At 65.2% G+C, this 16,443-nt stretch carries 16 protein-coding genes; 10 read left to right on the forward strand and 6 right to left on the reverse strand.

The window, feature by feature from the left end:
- Positions 1 to 15 precede the first annotated feature (15 nt).
- Positions 16 to 1,599 (forward strand): gamma-glutamyltransferase family protein, encoded by a 1,584-nt coding sequence (locus AAHS21_RS18385; RefSeq protein ID WP_342929024.1) that lies wholly within the window; start codon positions 16 to 18, stop codon positions 1,597 to 1,599.
- Here the strand turns inward: AAHS21_RS18385 and purD are convergent.
- Positions 1,596 to 2,864, reverse strand: coding sequence for a phosphoribosylamine--glycine ligase (gene purD, locus AAHS21_RS18390; protein WP_342929025.1), 1,269 nt, complete (start codon positions 2,862 to 2,864; stop codon positions 1,596 to 1,598). The genes AAHS21_RS18385 and purD overlap by 4 nt on opposite strands.
- Positions 2,865 to 2,889: 25 nt before the next feature.
- Positions 2,890 to 3,297 carry a MarR family transcriptional regulator gene (locus AAHS21_RS18395; RefSeq protein ID WP_342929026.1) on the reverse strand — a complete coding sequence of 136 codons (408 nt, stop codon included), beginning with the start codon at positions 3,295 to 3,297 and terminating at the stop codon, positions 2,890 to 2,892.
- 72 nt (positions 3,298 to 3,369) lie between these two features.
- On the opposite strand from AAHS21_RS18395, the gene AAHS21_RS18400 reads away from it, so the two are divergent.
- Positions 3,370 to 4,464, forward strand: a complete 1,095-nt coding sequence (locus AAHS21_RS18400) for an aldo/keto reductase (RefSeq protein ID WP_342929027.1) — start codon at positions 3,370 to 3,372, stop codon at positions 4,462 to 4,464.
- A gap of 9 nt (positions 4,465 to 4,473) precedes the next feature.
- On the opposite strand, the gene AAHS21_RS18405 is transcribed toward AAHS21_RS18400, so the two are convergent.
- Genes AAHS21_RS18405 through AAHS21_RS18420 form a run of 4 tightly spaced genes read right to left on the reverse strand, consistent with a single transcriptional unit; the run spans position 4,474 to position 7,992 of the window.
- Entirely contained in the window at positions 4,474 to 4,902 is a 429-nt protein-coding gene (locus tag AAHS21_RS18405) for a carboxymuconolactone decarboxylase family protein (RefSeq protein WP_096290208.1), read from the reverse strand.
- Positions 4,903 to 5,760: an NAD(P)-dependent oxidoreductase gene (locus AAHS21_RS18410; protein WP_342929028.1), complete on the reverse strand. Its 858-nt coding sequence runs from the start codon at positions 5,758 to 5,760 to the stop codon at positions 4,903 to 4,905.
- Complete coding sequence (locus AAHS21_RS18415; protein ID WP_342929029.1) at positions 5,757 to 6,506, reverse strand: SDR family oxidoreductase; 750 nt, start codon at positions 6,504 to 6,506, stop codon at positions 5,757 to 5,759. The genes AAHS21_RS18410 and AAHS21_RS18415 overlap by 4 nt, the downstream gene beginning before the upstream one ends.
- Positions 6,507 to 6,525: 19 nt before the next feature.
- Entirely contained in the window at positions 6,526 to 7,992 is a 1,467-nt protein-coding gene (locus AAHS21_RS18420) for an aldehyde dehydrogenase (RefSeq protein ID WP_342929030.1), read from the reverse strand.
- A gap of 223 nt (positions 7,993 to 8,215) precedes the next feature.
- On the opposite strand from AAHS21_RS18420, the gene AAHS21_RS18425 reads away from it, so the two are divergent.
- The 8 genes from AAHS21_RS18425 to AAHS21_RS18460 all read left to right on the forward strand — a co-directional run bounded on the left by AAHS21_RS18425 (position 8,216) and on the right by AAHS21_RS18460 (position 16,430).
- Positions 8,216 to 8,851, forward strand: coding sequence for a TetR/AcrR family transcriptional regulator (locus AAHS21_RS18425; RefSeq protein ID WP_342929031.1), 636 nt, complete (start codon positions 8,216 to 8,218; stop codon positions 8,849 to 8,851).
- Positions 8,852 to 10,075 carry a cytochrome P450 gene (locus tag AAHS21_RS18430; protein WP_342929032.1) on the forward strand — a complete coding sequence of 408 codons (1,224 nt, stop codon included), beginning with the start codon at positions 8,852 to 8,854 and terminating at the stop codon, positions 10,073 to 10,075.
- Complete coding sequence (locus AAHS21_RS18435) at positions 10,075 to 10,899, forward strand: SDR family oxidoreductase (protein WP_342929033.1); 825 nt, start codon at positions 10,075 to 10,077, stop codon at positions 10,897 to 10,899. The genes AAHS21_RS18430 and AAHS21_RS18435 overlap by 1 nt, the downstream gene beginning before the upstream one ends.
- 52 nt (positions 10,900 to 10,951) lie before the next feature.
- Positions 10,952 to 12,304, forward strand: a complete 1,353-nt coding sequence (locus tag AAHS21_RS18440; protein WP_342929034.1) for a cytochrome P450 — start codon at positions 10,952 to 10,954, stop codon at positions 12,302 to 12,304.
- 9 nt (positions 12,305 to 12,313) lie between these two features.
- Positions 12,314 to 12,520 carry a ferredoxin gene (locus AAHS21_RS18445; RefSeq protein WP_342929035.1) on the forward strand — a complete coding sequence of 69 codons (207 nt, stop codon included), beginning with the start codon at positions 12,314 to 12,316 and terminating at the stop codon, positions 12,518 to 12,520.
- Positions 12,521 to 12,523: 3 nt separating this feature from the next.
- A complete protein-coding gene (locus tag AAHS21_RS18450) occupies positions 12,524 to 13,078 on the forward strand; it encodes a nuclear transport factor 2 family protein (RefSeq protein WP_342929036.1) in 555 nt (184 codons plus the stop codon).
- A gap of 154 nt (positions 13,079 to 13,232) precedes the next feature.
- Positions 13,233 to 14,360, forward strand: coding sequence for an NDMA-dependent alcohol dehydrogenase (locus AAHS21_RS18455; protein WP_342929037.1), 1,128 nt, complete (start codon positions 13,233 to 13,235; stop codon positions 14,358 to 14,360).
- 15 nt (positions 14,361 to 14,375) lie between these two features.
- The gene (locus tag AAHS21_RS18460) at positions 14,376 to 16,430 is read left to right on the forward strand and encodes an FAD-dependent oxidoreductase (RefSeq protein ID WP_342929038.1); all 2,055 of its coding nucleotides are present in this window, start codon (positions 14,376 to 14,378) and stop codon (positions 16,428 to 16,430) included.
- The last annotated feature ends 13 nt before the right edge of the window (positions 16,431 to 16,443 follow it).

The following is a 16,443-nucleotide window of genomic DNA, read 5'->3' on the forward strand; positions in this document are numbered from 1 at the left end:
GCTACCCTCGCGGACGTGAGCACGCCATTCGACTGGAACTTCCCCTACGCCTGGCCGCGCAAGCCGGTTCTGGGGTCGAACGTCGTGTGCACGTCGCAACCGCTCGCCGCCCAAGCCGGTCTTCGGATGCTCGCCGAGGGCGGCAGTGCCGCCGACGCGGCCGTTGCCACCGCGATCACGCTGACCGTGGTGGAGCCGGTCTCCAACGGCATCGGCTCAGACGCCTTCGCCATCGTCTGGGACGGCAAGCAGTTACATGGGCTGAACGCATCCGGCCGCTCGCCGGCCGCATGGACGCCGGAGTACTTCGGCGGCAACGGTGTTCCCGTGCTGGGCTGGAATTCGGTGACCGTCCCGGGAGCGGTGTCGGCCTGGGTCGAGTTACACGCCAAGTTCGGCAAACTCCCGTTCGAGCGCCTCTTCGAGCCGGCGATCTCGTACGGCCGCAACGGCTTCCCAGTGTCACCTACGATCGCGCAGCAATGGGCCGCCCAGGTCTCGACATTCGAATCGCAGCCCGGCTTTGCCGAGGCGTTCTTGCCTGGCGGGCGGGCACCGAAACCCGGTGAGCGCGTTCGACTTCCCGAGCACTCCGCAACACTGGAAAAGATCGCCGCGACCAAAGGTGAGGCGTTCTACCGCGGCGACCTGGCGGCCCAACTCGAAGCGCACGCGACGGCGAACGGCGGGGTGTTGCGGGCCGGCGACCTCGCCGCCCACCGCGCCGATTGGGTGGGTACGATTTCTGGAATCTATCGCGGCTACACCGTCCACGAGATACCGCCCAACGGCCAGGGCATCGTCGCGTTGATCGCGCTCGGGATCCTTGCGCAATTCGAGATGTCCTCGCTGCCAGTCGATTCCGCCGACAGCCTGCACCTGCAGATCGAAGCGCTCAAGCTGGCCTTCGCGGACGCGCAGGCCTACATCTCCGACATCGACCACATGGCTATGCGCCCCGAGGACCTGCTGGACACCGAGTACCTCAAGCGGCGGGCCGCGCTGATCGACCGCGATCGGGCCCAGCCCGCATCGGCGGGCACCCCGGCGGGGGGCACCGTCTACCTCACCGCGGCCGACGCATCGGGGATGATGGTGTCGATGATCCAATCGAACTACATGGGGTTCGGCTCCGGCGTGGTGGTGACAGGCACCGGCATCTCACTGCAGAACCGCGGAGCGGGTTTCGTTGCGAATCAAGGACATCCGAACCAAGTCGGGCCGAACAAACGGCCGTACCAGACGATCATTCCGGGCTTTGTCACCAAGGACGGCGCGCCCGTCCTGAGCTTCGGCGTCATGGGCGGTCCGATGCAGCCCCAGGGCCACGTGCAGGTGTTGGTCCGCATCGCCGACTACGGCCAGAATCCGCAAGCCGCCTGCGATGGCCCGCGGTTCCGCTGGTTACAGGGCATGCAGGTCGCCTGCGAGCCGGCCTTCCCGCCGTCGGCACTCGATGAGTTGCGTCGGCGCGGACACGACCTGCTCACCGTCGACGACTACAACGCCTTCGGCAGCTGCCAGGCGATCTGGCGCCTCGACGACGGGTATCTCGCGGCCAGTGATCCACGCCGGGACGGGCAAGCCACCGCGTTCTAGACGTGGATCTTGCCCTCCTGTGCCAACAACCCGATATCAGTCCGGAAATGGCTGCCCGGCAACCGAATTGAGTCGATAATCCGGTATGCGGCCGCGCGCGCACCGGCCAGGTCGGCCCCGGTGCCGACCACCGACAGCACCCGTCCGCCCGACGAGACGATTGCGCCGTCGTCGCGCCGGGCTGTCCCGGCATGGAGCACCCCGTCGGTTTCGGATCCGGTGATGACGTCGCCGACTCGCGGGCGCCCGGGATAATTCTCGGCAGCCAGCACCACGGTCACGGCCGCACCGTCTTTCCAGCGCAACTCGCCGAAGCCGGCCAGAGCGCCGGTACTGGCGGCATGCAGCAGCTGCCCCAGTGGTGACTCCAGCAGCGCCAGCACCGCCTGGGTCTCCGGATCGCCGAAGCGGCAGTTGAATTCGACCACCGCAGGCCCCTTCGCGGTGATCGCGAGGCCGACATAGAGCAATCCGGAGAACGGGCAACCGCGCCGAACCATCTCGGCCGCAACGGGTTCGACGATCCCGCTGACGATGTCGCGGCACACGTCGGCGGGCAGCCACGGCAACGGCGCGTAGGCGCCCATGCCACCGGTGTTCGGGCCCGCGTCGCCGTCGCCCACCCGCTTGAAATCCTGCGCCGGCAGCAGCGGCACCACCGTCTCGCCGTCGACCACGCAGAACAGCGAAACCTCGGGTCCGTCGAGGAAGGACTCCAGCAACACGGGATGACCGGACTCGAGCAAGCTTGCGCCATGGGCGCGGGCGGCGACGCGATCAGGCGTGACTACCACGCCCTTACCGGCTGCCAGGGAATCGTCCTTGACCACCCAGGCGGGCTCACCCGCGGGCGGTCCGAAGCGACCGAGGGCCGCATCCAAATGCGCCGGATTGTCCACGATTTCGCTCGAAGCGGTCCGCACCCCGGCGGCCGCCATGACCTCCTTGGCGAACGCTTTCGATCCCTCGATGCGAGCCGCGTCCTTGCTGGGGCCGAAGCAGGCGATGCCGGCGGCGCGCACGGCGTCGGCGACCCCGAGCACCAATGGCACCTCAGGTCCGATGACGACAAGGTCGGCACCGACCTCGCGGGCCAGCGCGACGACGTCCGCGCCGGAGGTGATATCGACGTCGTGCTGCTCGGCCAACCTGCCGGTGCCGGCGTTGCCGGGAGCAATAGCTAGCCCAGTGACCTGCGGATCTCTACTGAGAGCCAGCAGCAGGGCATGTTCACGGGCACCGGAGCCGATCACCAGAACGCGCACGACAGGTCAGACTAGCGGCACGGCGTTACAGGATCTTCTCGAGCAGGTTTTTGAGGTCCTTTTGCTGCGCTACCGTCAGGCGTCCGAGGCGCTTGTCGAACTCGGCGGACAGCAGCGCCAGCCCTTTCGCGGCAGCTTGGCGCCCGGCCGGGGTCAGCAGCAGGCGATGGCGACGCAAATCCGCCGGGTCGATCTCCCGGCGCACGAACCCGGCGGCCTCGAGTCTTTTCAAGTACAACGTCACCGTCGCCTTGGGCATGCTCAGCGCGGCGGCCAACTCGGCCGGGTAGGGATGCTCGTCGATCTCGGCGAGCAGGAACAGCTCTTTGGATTCGAGCCCCAGCCCGCAGATGTCGGCCTCGGCGCACGATATGACCGAGAGCAGTACCCGATAGTTCAGTGACCAGATCTTGGCCGCATCAACCGCAGACATCGACTTGCCAGATCGTTCAGCAGTGAACTAGTTTATTAATGAACAAACTCATGTTCGAACAATCTACCAGGAGTGGCCATCATGCCTCTGGATCAATACGTGACACTCGGACGGTCCGGCTTGCGCGTCACCCCCCTGTGTCTGGGCGCGATGACGTTTGGTGAAGACCTCGGCTGGGGCACCAGCGTGGAAGAGTCGCAACAGATCATCGATCGCTACATTGAACTCGGCGGCAACTTCATCGACACCGCCAACTTCTACACCCGCAGCCACTCCGAAAAGATCATCGGCGACCACGTCGGACGCCACGCGGCGCGGCGCGATCGCCTGGTGATCGCGACGAAGTTCAGCGGCAATCTGTACCCGGGCGACCCCAATGGTGGTGGCGCGGGCCGCAAATCGCTGATCAATGCCTGTGAAAACTCGTTGCGGCGCTTGCAGACCGACTACATCGACCTGTACTGGCTGCACATGTGGGACGTCAATACTCCCATTGAGGAGACGATGGGAGCGCTGGACGATCTCGTCGCGGCGGGCAAGGTCCGCTACATCGGGGTATCGGACACCCCGGCGTGGAAGATCGTCGAAGCCAACCTGATCGCCAAGTTCCGCGGCTGGTCGTCATTCATCGGCCTACAGGTCGAGTACTCGCTGCTGGAACGCACGATCGAACAGGAACTGGTCCCGATGGCCGGCGAATTCGGCCTGGGCATCACGCCGTGGTCACCGCTGAAGGGCGGCGTGCTCAGCGGCAAGTACACGCGGCGAAACGCCGGACAGCACAACGCCGATCGCGGTGCGATGGTTGGCGCATTCCTCAACGACAAGACCTACGCGCTGATCGACGAACTCGAGGCCATCGCCAAGGCGCACGAGACCAATGTTGCCAGCGTTGCGCTGGCCTGGGTGGGCGCACAGCCCGCCGTCTCGTCGATCATCATTGGGGCACGCAGACTTTCGCAGCTCGACGACAATCTGCGCGCCGTCGATGTCAACCTCACCGACGACGAACTGACTCGGTTGACCAAACTGACCAAGCCGAGACTCGGGTTCCCGCAGGGCATGATAGATATGGCGCCAGGCATCATCCAGGGCGGAACGACGGTCAACGGTGTCTACGGAGCGCCCTCCGAATTCGTGATGCCCGAAGGTGGTCAGCCGTACTGAGTAAGCGGGTCAGTCGCCCGAGTGCATCTTCAGCGCGGCATCCACGTTGGCCTTCTTGTCCTCGCCGGCACCCTTGGCCGCGGCCTTCTTGCGCTTCGCGACGACGGCCGAGACCGCGCCGTTGAGCGCGGAGCCCAGCGGAAAGCCGAGGTAATGGGTGAGGAAAACGGCCATTTCCTTGAGCTCGTCCTCGCTGAGTTCGCCGTTGAGCAGTGCCGCGTTGATCTGGATCTCGGCCAGGTCGCGGCTGCCAACCGCGGTCACCGCCGTCAACGTCATGATCCGCTTGTCTCGCATCGACAGGCCGGGCCGGTTCCAGATGTCGCCGAACAGATGGTCGACGGTCAGGTCGAAGTAAGCGTCGCCCTCGATGTTGGGCATCTCCCACCCGTAGACCTCGTTCATTTTCTCGAGGCCCTTGCGGCGCAGTTCGTCCATTTACGTCTCTTTCTCTGTGTGCGGCACTCCGAGGCCGGCGGCCAACCCCTCATACGCTAACTGGGCCAGCGGCAGGTCGACCGACACGGATTCTCCGAGGGCCAACGCCAGGCTCAAGTCCTTCTCGCCCAGACCGCGGGTATGCAGGAAAGGCTCGTACAGGAAGTTGCCCGGCTCAAGGTCTTTCATGTCTTCGCGCACCATGATCGCGCCGGGGCCACTGGTGAGCGCGTCGGTGTGGCGGACCACCCGGCCCAGCGTCTGCAGATCCAACCCCGCCGCCTCGGCGAGTTTCATCGCCTCGCAGGCCGCGACATATGAGGTAAACGTCAACATGTTGCGCGCCAGCTTCATTCGGGTGCCCGCCCCTGGCTCGCCGGCATGGACGACCATCGCCGCCCAGTGCTTGAAAGCCGGTTTGATCCGCTCGTATACGTCGCGATCGGCGCCCACCATCGTGGCGAGCTTGCCTTCCGCCGCGGCGGCCGCCCCGCCGCTGACGGGCGCGTCGACGATATGAATTCCCTGCGGTTTGAGTTCGGCCGCCAGCTCGACAGCGGTGGTGTCGCTGATCGTCGAGTGGATCGCAATCACGGTGCCCGGCTTGGCATGTGCAGCCAACTCCGCGACGACCTCACGCACCTGGGCGTCGTTGAGCACGGTGATGTGGATGATGTCCGCGGCCGCGATGTCGGCGACGCTGTCGGCGATGCCGGCACCCTTCTCGACCAGTGGCGTCATCGCCTCGGTACGAATGTCGTAAACCGTCACCCCGCCCGGCCATTCGGTCATCTTCGTTGCCATCGGGGCACCCATATTGCCCAACCCGATGTACCCGAGCTTGAGGACCTCAGTCATGACCGGAAGATCTGTCCGCCGTCGACGTTGAAGATCTGCCCGGTGATCCAGGACGCCTCATCCGATAGCAGGAACAGGCACATGCCGACGAGATCTTCCGGCTGTCCCATGCGCGACAGGGGAATTCCCTTGATGATGTCGGCAACCATCTCCTGCGGCGTGGTGGACCGGTTGGCCTCGGTGTCGATCGGACCGGGCGCGATGGCGTTGATCCGGATATTCTGCCCCCCGAGTTCGGTGGCCAGCTGCTGGGTGAGTCCGTTGATTCCGACCTTGGCCAAGCCGTAGAAGTTCGAGTACAGCCAGGCTGCGGTGGACGACTGGTTGATGATCGCTCCGCCGCCACGTTTGGCCATCTTCTTGTACACCGCGCGCGTGCACCACAGCGCGCCATCGAGATTCACGCTCATGAATTTCTTGTAGTACTCGGGGTCGACGGTAATCAGGAAGTCCAGCTTCATGCCGCCGAAGATCGCCGCGTTGTTGACCAGGTAGTCGATGCCACCGAACTCTGCCAGCGTGCGATCGGCCATCTCCTTGGCCGACGCCGGATCCGACACGTCGACGGGCAGCGCCAGCGCGGTGCCGCCCTCGCCCTTGATGCCGTCGGCCACCTTCTCGGCACCCGCCACGTTGATGTCCGCAACAACCACGGCCGCTCCCTCACGGGCCAGCGCCTCGACGTAGGCCTGGCCGATGCCGCCGCCCGATCCGGTGACGATGGCGACCTTGTTCTCAAATCTCATGTTCTTCAAGCTCCTCTGGTTAAACCGCTGTCGCAATCGTCTTGGTTTCCAAGTATTCCTCGAACCCGGCCAGTCCCATCTCGCGGCCGTTCCCGGATTGCTTGTACCCACCGAACGGCGCATCGGCCGAATACCACACGCCGCCATTGACATTGATGGTTCCGGCACGCACCCGCGCGGCGGCCCGGGCGGCCCGCTCCGGATCGGCGCCGAACACGGTGCCCGACAACCCGTATGCCGAGTCGTTGGCGATACGCACGGCGTCGTCGTCACCATCGTGCGCGATCACCGTCAGGACCGGTCCGAAGATCTCCTCGCGTGCGACGCGGGCGTCGTTGCCCAGACCGGCGATCAGGGTGGGCTCGATGAAGAAACCGACCTCACGATCGGCTGGGCGGCCGCCTCCGCAGGCGAACGTCCCGCCCTCGGCGATCGCCGAGTCGAGGTAACCCTGGATCCGATCCCGCTGACGCGCGGAAATCACTGGGCCGCAGATGGTTCCGGGGTCAGTGGGATCGCCGGCCTTAATGCCGCCCATCGTCGCGGCCGCGATGGAGACGGCCTCGTCGTACTTGGCCCGAGGCACCACCAGACGAGTGGTGATCGCGCAGCCCTGGCCGGCGTGCATGCACACCGAGAAGCCCGCCACCCCCACCGCTGCGGCCAGGTCGGCGTCGTCAAGGACGATGAACGCCGACTTGCCGCCCAGTTCGAGGAAAACCCTCTTGATGGTCGCGGCGCCGTCGGCCATCACGGCGCGGCCGGTGGCCGTCGATCCGGTAAACGAAACCATGTCCACCCGAGGGTCTTTGGACAACATCGCGCCCACACCGTGGTCGCTGGAGGTGACGATGTTGATCACACCCGCAGGAAAGTCGGTGTGCTCGGCGATCAGCTCGCCCAATACGGCGGCACACCAAGGAGTGTCAGGAGCCGGCTTCAGGACGACGGTATTACCGGCCGCCAGGGCCGGCCCGATCTTGGCGAGGTTGATCTGGTGCGGAAAGTTCCACGGCGTGATGGCACCGACGACCCCGACCGCCTCGCGTGCGATGGTGCGCCGGGTAGGGATACCCATCGGCTTGGCCTCGCCGAGATCCTGGTTGTACTCATAGGATTCGGCGGTATCGGCCGCGAATGCCAAGTCGTTGACCGGGACTTCGAGCTGTGCGATCGCGGTGAGCATCCGCGGCGCACCGACCTCGGCGATGGTCATGTCGCGCAGCTCTTCAAGATGCTGCTGCATCGCCTCGCGCAGCTGGCGCACACACCGCACGCGCAGTTCGGTGTCGCGCGACCAGTCCGTCTCGTCGAAGGCGCGGCGCGCGGCATCGATCGCGCGGCTCATGTCGTTGGCGTCGGCGTCCGCCGCGACTCCCAGCACTTCCTCCGTCGCCGGATTGATCGTCGGGAAGGTACCGGCCCCGCCGGGCGACATCTTGCCGTCGATGAAGAGTTCACTCACGCCGTCGGCCAACAAGGCCATCTCTCGCTCCCGTCTATGCGTGGCAAATCCAACGGGCGATTCGACACGCCCATCCGAATGGACAGTTGTCCGATAATGCCCCCAGGAACCATAGCTGTCGGTCCATCAGCGGTGCAAGAGTCGATCTCCAAACCGGCGGCATACCGTCGCATAACTGCTCATTATCCAGCATATTTAGCCGGCGGGCTTGCTTGGAGTCCCTTCCGTCCGATAGCTTGGACATGTGTCCAGCGATGCTCTGGTTACAGTCCCAGCCCAGACCGGGCAATCAAGCGGTCAGACGCCGCGCAATCGTCGCCAAGAGGAGACCTTCCGCAAGGTGCTTGCGGCCGGCATCGAGACCCTGCGCGAGAAGTCGTACGCCGACCTGACGGTGCGTGCCGTCGCGGCCCGGGCCAAAGTGGCCCCCGCCACCGCTTACACCTACTTCTCGTCGAAAAACCACTTGATCGCCGAGGTGTATCTGGACCTGGTGCAACAGGTCCCGTTCTTCACCGATGTCAACGACCCCATGCCAGTTCGGGTGGACAAGGTGCTGCGGCATCTGGCGTTGGTGGTCGCAGACGAACCCGAGGTCGGCGCCGCGTGCACAATCGCGCTGCTCGGCGGAAGCGCCGATCCCGCTGTAGGCGCCGCGCGCGACCGCATCGGCGCGGAGATCCACCGTCGCATTGCGACGGCCATCGGGCCCGGCGCTGACGCCAGCACGGTGTCCGCGCTCGAGATGACATTCTTCGGCGCACTGGTACAAGCCGCCAGTGGCCAGTTCACCTATCACCAGATCGCCGACCGGTTGGCCTATGTCGTCAGTCTGATCCTGCCCGGCACCGGGGAGACGAGCCAGGAGACAAAAACGTAAATGACCCTCCACGTTGGAGACCACGAATTGGTCCTCGATCCTTATGACTACGACTTCCACGAAGATCCGTATCCGTACTACAAACGGCTGCGCGACGAAGCGCCGCTGTATCGCAATGACGAACTGAAGTTCTGGGCGCTGTCGCGGCATCAGGATGTGTTGCAGGGATTCCGTAACAGCACAACGCTTTCCAACAAGTACGGCGTCTCATTGGACCCGGCCTCGCGTGGCCCGCATGCCAGCAAGACGATGAGCTTCCTCGCGATGGACGATCCGGCCCACCTACGGCTGCGCACGCTGGTGTCGAAGGGATTCACCCCGCGCCGCATTCGCGAGCTCGAACCGCGGGTCACCGAAATCGCGGTTAAGCACCTCGACACAATGCTGGAGCAGGCAGCATCCGGGAGCGCCACTGTCGATTTCGTCGACGAGTTCGCGGGCAAGCTGCCGATGGATGTGATCTCCGAGCTGATGGGCGTACCCGAGGCCGACCGCGTGCAGGTCCGGGCCTGGGCCGACGGCGTGATGCACCGCGACGAGGGCGTCACCGACGTGCCACCGGAGGCGGTCGAGGCGTCGATCAACCTGATCGTGTATTACCAGCAGATGGTCGCCGAGCGGCGCACCAAGCCGACCGACGATCTGACCACCGCGTTGCTGGAAGCAGAGATCGACGGCGACCGGCTGACCGACGACGAAGTACTCGGCTTCATGTTCCTGATGGTGATCGCCGGAAACGAGACCACCACCAAATTGCTTGCCAACGCTGCGTTTTGGGGACACAAGAATCCTGAACAGCTGGTGCGAGTCTACGACGACGCTGAACTGGTGACGTCGTGGGTCGAGGAGACTCTGCGCTACGACACGTCCAGCCAAATCCTCGCCCGCACGGTGGCCGGCGAGCTCACCCTCTACGACATCACGATCCCCGACGGGGACGTGGTTCTGCTGCTGCCCGGCTCCGCCCATCGCGACGAGCGGGTGTTCGATAACCCGGACGATTATCTGATCGGACGTGAAATCGGCTCCAAGTTAATGAGTTTCGGTAGCGGGGCGCACTTCTGCCTGGGAGCCCACCTGGCCCGGATGGAGGCACGCGTAGCGCTCACCGAGTTGTTCAAGCGAATCCGCGGATATCAAGTCGACGAGGCCAACGCCGTCCGCGTCCACTCCAGCAATGTCCGCGGATTCGCTCACCTACCCATCACCGTGGAGACCCGCTGATGCCTCGCTTTGCCCCCCTGCCCGAACGTCGGCCGGTGATCGTCGCCGGCGCCTCCTCCGGCATCGGAGAGGCCACCGCGATCGAACTCGCCTCACACGGCTTCCCGGTCGCCCTGGGCGCCCGCCGGGTCGAGAAGCTCGACGACATCGTCGGCAAGATCAACGCCGATGGCGGCGAGGCGGTCGGATTCCACCTCGATGTCACCGACCCGAACTCAGTGAAAACCTTTGTCGCACAGTCGGTCGACGCGCTCGGCGACATCGAGGTGCTGGTCGCCGGCGCGGGTGACACCTACTTCGGCAAGCTCGCCGAGATCGCAGGCGACGAGTTCGAATCGCAGCTGCAGATCCACCTTGTCGGCGCCTTCCGGTTGGCCTCGGCCGTGCTGCCGGGCATGCTCGAACGCCAGCGCGGCGACCTGATCTTCGTGGGTTCCGATGTCGCACTGCGCCAGCGACCGCACATGGGCGCCTATGGCGCGGCCAAGGCCGCACTGGTCGCCATGGTCACCAATTTCCAGATGGAACTGGAGGGCACTGGTGTGCGGGCCTCGATCGTGCACCCGGGCCCGACCAAGACGTCGATGGGCTGGAGTCTTCCGGCCGACAAGATCGGTCCCGCGCTGCAGGACTGGGCCAAGTGGGGCCAGGCCCGCCACGACTACTTCCTGCGCGCGGCAGACCTCGGGCGGGCTATCACGTTCGTCGCCGAGACACCGCGTGGTGGATTCATCGCAAGTATGGAGCTTCAGCCCGAAGCCCCGCTGGCCGACAACAAGGATCGACAGAAGCTCGCCCTGGGCGAAGAGGGGATGCCGTCATGACTTCGCGAATCGACGATGCGGCGCGCGGCGCGCGGTGAGAAGGAGTGAGCACATGACCACAGCCATCGTGCCGCGGGTTTCCGGCGGCGAAGAGGAGCACGGCCATCTTGAGGAATTCCGCACCGACCCAATCGGTTTGATGAAGCGGGTCCGCGAGGAGTGCGGCGACGTCGGTTGGTTCCAGCTGGTCGACAAGCACGTGATCCTGCTGTCCGGTGCGAACGCCAACGAGTTCTTCTTCCGCTCCGCCGACGAGGATCTCGACCAGGCCGAGGCCTACCCGTTCATGACGCCGATCTTCGGCAAGGGCGTGGTGTTCGACGCCAGCCCGGAGCGGCGCAAGGAGATGCTGCACAACTCCGCGCTGCGCGGCGAGCAGATGAAGGGGCACGCCGCCACGATCGAGGGCGAAGTCAAGAAGATGATCGCCAATTGGGGCGACGAGGGCGAAATCGAGCTGCTCGACTTCTTCGCCGAGCTGACCATCTACACTTCGACCGCCTGCCTGATCGGGCTGAAGTTCCGAGAGCAGCTCGACCACCGATTCGCCGAGTACTACCACCAATTGGAGCGCGGCACCGATCCGCTGTGCTACGTCGACCCGTACCTGCCGATCGAGAGCTTCAAGCTGCGCGACGAGGCGCGGGTGAAACTTGTTGCACTGGTTCAGGAAATCATGGATCAGCGGCTCGCGAACCCGCCCAAGGACAAGAGCGACCGCGACATGCTCGACGTGCTGGTGTCCATCAAGGACGAAGAGGGCAACCTGCGCTTCTCGGCCGACGAGGTCACCGGCATGTTCATCTCACTTATGTTCGCCGGGCACCACACCAGCTCGGGGACCTCGGCGTGGACCTTGATCGAACTGATCCGCCATCCCGACGCGTACGCCGAAGTGCTGACCGAACTCGACGAGCTGTACGCCGACGGCCAGGAGGTGAGTTTCCATGCGCTGCGGTCGATTCCGAAGCTGGACAACGTGGTCAAGGAGACACTGCGGCTGCACCCTCCGCTGATCATCCTGATGCGGGTGGCTCAAGGCGAGTTTGAGGTCGAAGGTTTCCCGATCCACAAGGGCGACTTCGTCGCAGCGTCCCCCGCGATCAGCAACCGCATCCCCGAGGACTTCCCCGATCCGGACGCGTTCAAGCCGAACCGCTACAACAAGCCCGAGCAGGCCGACATCGTCAACCGGTGGACGTGGATTCCGTTCGGCGCCGGGCGACACCGCTGCGTGGGCGCGGCGTTCGCCCAGATGCAAATCAAGGCAATCTTCTCGGTCCTGTTGCGCGAGTATGAGTTTGAGATGGCGCAGCCGGCCGACAGCTACCACAACGACCACTCCAAAATGGTCGTCCAGCTGGCTCGGCCCGCCAAGGCCCGCTACCGCAAGCGCACCGCCTAGGAGCCTGCCATGGCATTTCGTATCGGAGTCGATTTGGACTTGTGTCAGGGCCACGCCATGTGCGAGCTGGAGGCACCCGATTACTTCAAGGTGCCCAGGCGGGGCAAGGTCGAGATCCTCGACTCGCAACCGCCCGAAGACGCCCGCGATGAAGTCCAGCGCGCGGTCGATATGTGCCCAACCCAAGCCCTGTTCATCGAGGAAAAGGAAGATTGATCCATGACATCACAAGCGTCACACTCGCGCGCAGATCTCGAAGCATGGGTCGAGCGCTGGCTACAGACCAACAAGGACTGCGAAAAGGCCGGCGACTGGAAGCCGTTGGCCGACTTCTACGCCAAGGACGCGACCTACGGCTGGAACATCGGCCCCAAGGAGGACGTGATGTGCGTGGGTGTCGACGAGATCCGCGATGTCGCACTCGGCCTCGAGATGGAGGGCCTGGAGAACTGGGTCTACGAGTACCAGAAGGTGCTCATCGATGAGAAGCAGGGTGAGATCGTCGGCTTCTGGAAGCAGATCGTGAACAAGACCGACGGCACCCGCGACGAGATCTACGGCATCGGCGGCAGCTGGTTCCGCCTGAACGCCGAAGGGCTTATCGATTGGCAGCGTGACTTCTTCGATTTCGGTCACGTCGCGTACATGTTCGGCAAGCTGATCGAGTCCGGCGACCTGAGCGAAGGGATGCAGAAGCGCATCGAGCGCAGCATCGCCGGCGAGAAGCTGCCCGGTTATTACCCGCTGGGCCAGGCCCCCGTTCCCATCTGGTGACCTCCCGACCGGTTGGTTGGACCCCCACTTGTTTACAGCGCGGTGATGCACGTCATAATGGTCAGCGAATGAGAACACGTTCTAAATTGCCATCCGGCCCCGGCCGGCCCCTTTCACCGGCATTCGGGTCAGGGCACGTTAGTGGAGGTCCTTCATGAAGACAAAAGGCGCACTGATCTGGGAATTCAACCAGCCGTGGTCCATCGAGGAAATTGAGATCGGCGACCCCAAAGCGCACGAGGTCAAGATCCAGATGGAAGCGGCCGGGATGTGCCATTCGGATCATCATCTAGTTACCGGTGGCATCCCGATGGCGGGCTTCCCGGTTCTCGGCGGCCACGAGGGTGCGGGCATCGTCACCGAAGTCGGCCCCGGCGTGGACGACATCGCCCCGGGCGACCACGTGGTGCTGTCGTTCATCCCGTCCTGTGGGCAGTGTCCGACCTGCCAGTCCGGCATGCGCAACCTGTGCGACTTGGGCGCCGGCCTGCTCGGCGGCGAGGCCGTCAGCGATGGCACCTTCCGCATCCAGGCCCGCGGCCAGAACGTCTTCCCGATGACGCTGCTGGGCACCTTCTCGCCGTACATGGTTGTGCACCGCGCCTCGGTGGTGAAGATCGACCCGTCGGTGCCGTTCGAGGTGGCCGCCCTGGTTGGTTGCGGCGTCACCACCGGCTACGGCTCGGCGGTCCGCACCGCCGACATCCGGCCGGGCCAGGACGTCGCGATCGTCGGCGTCGGCGGTGTCGGCATGGCCGCGCTGCAGGGTGCGGTCAACGCCGGCGCGCGCTACATCTTCGCGATCGACCCGGTGGAGTGGAAGCGCGACCAGGCACTGAAGTTCGGTGCCACCCACGTCTACCCGGACATCAACGCCGCGCTGATGGGCATTGCCGAGGTCACCTACGGCCTGATGGCCCACAAGGTGGTCGTCACCGTCGGCGAGCTGCACGGTGCCGACATCGACAACTACCTGAACATCACCCAAAAGGGCGGGACCTGCGTGCTGACCGCGATCGGCAGCCTGCTGGACACCAACGTCAACATCAATCTGGCGATGCTGACCCTGATGCAGAAGAACCTGCAGGGCACCATCTTCGGCGGTGGCAACCCGCAGTACGACATCCCGCAGCTGCTGTCGATGTACAAGGCCGGCAAGCTCAACCTGGACGACATGGTCACCACCCAGTACCGCCTCGAGCAGATCAACGAGGGTTACCAGGACATGCTTGACGGCAAGAACATTCGCGGCGTCATTCGGTACACCGACGCCGACCGGTAACCCGACCGGTCCTGGGTGACCAGCTTTCCGCACCTCTTGGCGCCGGGGCGAATCGGCGCCATGACGGTGCGCAACCGGGTCGTCATGTCTCCGATGGAGACGATGTACGGCACCGGCGACGGGCTACCGTCGGCGCGCACCCGCGACTATTTCGCCGCTCGTGCCCGCGGTGGGGTCGGATTGATCACGTTGGGCGCCACCGGGATTGACCATCACCACCCCGAGACTCCCGGTGGCCTGCATCTGGGCACCGACGAGGCGGTCGGCGCCCATCGGGCGCTGGTGGAGGTTGTGCACGACCACGGCGCCAAGATCCAGCCGCAGATCGTGCACGCCGGCCCCGACGGGCTGGGCCCGGAGATCTTCGGTGTCGAGTCGTTGGGGCCATCGGTGATCCCGTCGTATCTCACCGGCCGCCCGTCCAGCGAAATCAGCAAGCGACAACTCTGCGAAGTCTTCGACTTGTTCAGAGCCGCGGTGCGCCGCGCCGCCGAGGCGGGCTACGACGGTATCGAACTGCACGCCGCACACGGCTACATGCTGCTGGGCTCTTTTCTTGCACCACAACGTAATCGACGCACCGACGACTATCGGGGCGACTCCACCCGGGGCCGGCTGCGGGTGGTGCTCGAGGCGCTGGCCGCCATTCGAACCGAGGTGGGCGACGCGCTGCCCATCACGCTGCGCATCTCTGGCTACGAGCGGGTCGCCGGAGGGCGGGCGATCTACGAAACCGCCCGAATGGCACCCGAACTCGTCACCGCGGGCGTCAAAGCCTTCCACGTCAGCGGCGGGGTGATCGACCGGCTCGTCACGGGCATGGTCAACGCCGCCGACGACGGCGACGCGCTCAACGTCGGCGCGGCCGCGGCCGTCAAGCAGGTGGTCGATGTGCCGGTGATCGCCGTCGGCCGGATCCATGACCCCGTCCGGGCCGAGCAGATCCTCGCCGACGGACGAGCGGACTTCATTGCGATGGGACGCCCGCTGCTAGCCGACCCCGATCTGCCCCGCAAACTGCAGACCGGTCAATCGCACCGCGTCCGCAAGTGCATCTCTTGCGAAAACTGTATCGACGCAATGGAACAGCGGTTCTCCGTCGACTGCGCCGTCAATCCCCGCACCGGCAAGGAACGCGAACTGTCCGCGCCGCGCGCCGGTCGCGCCAAGCGCGTCGTGGTGATCGGCGGCGGGCCGGCCGGCCTGGAGGCCGCCCGCGTGGCCGCTCAGCGCGGCCACCGCGTCACGCTCTTCGAGCGTGCCGGCCAGCTCGGCGGCGCGCTGCGCTGGGCCTGCGTGCTGCATCCCGAGAACCAGCCGTTCCTGCGGTATCTGCGCGACGAGATCAAGCTCAGCAGCACCAAAGTGCATCTAGGTCATGCAGTTTCGGTCGACGATGTTCTCGCGCACCGGCCTGACGCCGTGGTGGTGGCCACCGGCGGTCACGTCGCGGTGCCGGCGATTCCGGGAGCCGACCTGCCGCACGTCCACACCGGGCCGGGTTTGCGTGAGTTGCTCGGCGGCCACGCCAACGCCACCGATCCGGCTTGGCAACGGCTGGGCGCCGCGCTGCTGGCGGGTCGGCGGCAGCGGCTGGTACACCCGGCCGCCGTCCGGCTTGCCACCCGCGCCTGGATGCCGGTGGGCCGCCGCGTCGTCATCATCGGCGCAGACCTGGTCGCCCTGGAGCTCGCTGAGTTCCTGGCCAGCCGGGGCCGGCTGGTGTCGATCCTCGAGTCCGGCAAGGACATCGCCCCGGAAGTGGGTAACAAGCGCAAGACTGAGCACATGGACCGACTCGACCGGCTCGGCGTCACCGTGCACATCCGCGCGGCCGTCGATCGCATCACGACCCGGGGCGTGTTGTTTACCCCTGTCGGTGGGGCCACCCGCGAACTGCCCGCCGACAGCGTCGTGATCGCCGGATCCGTCGAACCCGACACCGCACTGTTCGACAGCGTGACGGCCGCCCTGCCCGAGGCCGACGTGCATGCCGCCGGCGATTGCAGCGGTCTGGGGCTTATTCGTAAGGCAACCGAAGAGGGCGCACGCGCCGCGTGCGCGATCTAACGACAGGAGAGAT

The sequence above is a fragment of the Mycobacterium sp. 050272 genome (assembly GCF_039023525.1).
GTDB lineage: Bacteria > Actinomycetota > Actinomycetes > Mycobacteriales > Mycobacteriaceae > Mycobacterium.

Bases quoted from the DNA above. Each gene is read 5' to 3' on its own strand.
- AAHS21_RS18450 (WP_342929036.1), top strand. From the start codon at position 12,524: ATGACATCACAAGCGTCACACTCGCGCGCAGATCTCGAAGCATGGGTC.
- AAHS21_RS18395 (WP_342929026.1), bottom strand. From the start codon at position 3,297: ATGTCTGCGGTTGATGCGGCCAAGATCTGGTCACTGAACTATCGGGTA.
- AAHS21_RS18435 (WP_342929033.1), top strand. From the start codon at position 10,075: ATGCCTCGCTTTGCCCCCCTGCCCGAACGTCGGCCGGTGATCGTCGCC.
- AAHS21_RS18440 (WP_342929034.1), top strand. From the start codon at position 10,952: ATGACCACAGCCATCGTGCCGCGGGTTTCCGGCGGCGAAGAGGAGCAC.
- AAHS21_RS18455 (WP_342929037.1), top strand. From the start codon at position 13,233: ATGAAGACAAAAGGCGCACTGATCTGGGAATTCAACCAGCCGTGGTCC.
- AAHS21_RS18405 (WP_096290208.1), bottom strand. From the start codon at position 4,902: ATGGACGAACTGCGCCGCAAGGGCCTCGAGAAAATGAACGAGGTCTAC.
- AAHS21_RS18410 (WP_342929028.1), bottom strand. From the start codon at position 5,760: ATGACTGAGGTCCTCAAGCTCGGGTACATCGGGTTGGGCAATATGGGT.
- AAHS21_RS18430 (WP_342929032.1), top strand. From the start codon at position 8,852: ATGACCCTCCACGTTGGAGACCACGAATTGGTCCTCGATCCTTATGAC.
- AAHS21_RS18445 (WP_342929035.1), top strand. From the start codon at position 12,314: ATGGCATTTCGTATCGGAGTCGATTTGGACTTGTGTCAGGGCCACGCC.
- AAHS21_RS18420 (WP_342929030.1), bottom strand. From the start codon at position 7,992: ATGGCCTTGTTGGCCGACGGCGTGAGTGAACTCTTCATCGACGGCAAG.
- AAHS21_RS18415 (WP_342929029.1), bottom strand. From the start codon at position 6,506: ATGAGATTTGAGAACAAGGTCGCCATCGTCACCGGATCGGGCGGCGGC.